The sequence below is a fragment of the Gallintestinimicrobium propionicum genome, assembly GCF_025567525.1.
GTDB lineage: Bacteria > Bacillota > Clostridia > Lachnospirales > Lachnospiraceae > Gallintestinimicrobium > Gallintestinimicrobium propionicum.
The window spans coordinates 1-745 of record NZ_JAOQJY010000015.1 but is presented as its reverse complement, the minus strand read 5'-3'; the positions used below and the strand labels follow the sequence as shown (position 1 = coordinate 745).

Sequence of the window (745 nt, the reverse complement as noted above, 5' to 3'; positions counted from 1 at the left end):
TACCTCCATAAATGAAATATGCCCGACAAGGGAATGTCAGACAGGTGTACAGCCGCAGACTGTCTCCGTGTCAACCAAACCGTGTCAACCGGCAGAAAAGACTTTGAAAACAATCCATAGGCGCTCTATTATTACTTTTTACTTTTTCTTTGATTTCTTGGTTGACATGGTTGACAAAGGAGAGAAATGCCCCAAATATCAGGCTTTTCCCCGTCAACCGGCTGTCAACCAAAGCGTCAACCAAACTGTCAACCGGTGGCTTTTCAGAATGGAAGTTCCATTTGCCGGGCTTCTTCTTCCGTGATTTCCTGAAAACCGTCCCCCTCCGGCGGAGCTTGGTTGACACGCTCCCAGCCTTTTTGAGAACCGTATTTCTTATACCGCTTCGGGCTTTTGTAGGCTACCCAGCCCTGTATGATGCCGCCCGCAATGCCGGTATTCATAATCTCGCAGATTGCCCGTGTCTCCCAGTCTGCCGGGGAATTTAAGTTCCCCAGCGCTTCCTCATAAAGCTGCTTGGAACATACCCTGTCGCCGGTGTAGTCCTCCAAATAGGCGTAGATCATGCCGGCCTGTGTGTCTTCCTGCATAAAGTCCTGCTGGTGGGCGTTCAGGTATCGGTTCATTTCCATGCTGAATGACAGCTTATACTTCCCACTGCGATAAACCGTCATGGCTTCCGCCCACATCTGTTCGATATACGCCCTCGCCGCCGCTTCATCGTCCAGTATGTGAACCTCCGCCC

General features: G+C 50.7%; 1 pseudogene. It reads right to left on the bottom strand.

Going from position 1 to position 745, the window contains the following annotated elements:
- Positions 1-263 precede the first annotated feature (263 nt).
- A pseudogene (locus OCV62_RS11470) lies at positions 264-745 on the bottom strand (virulence-associated E family protein); the annotation flags it as partial.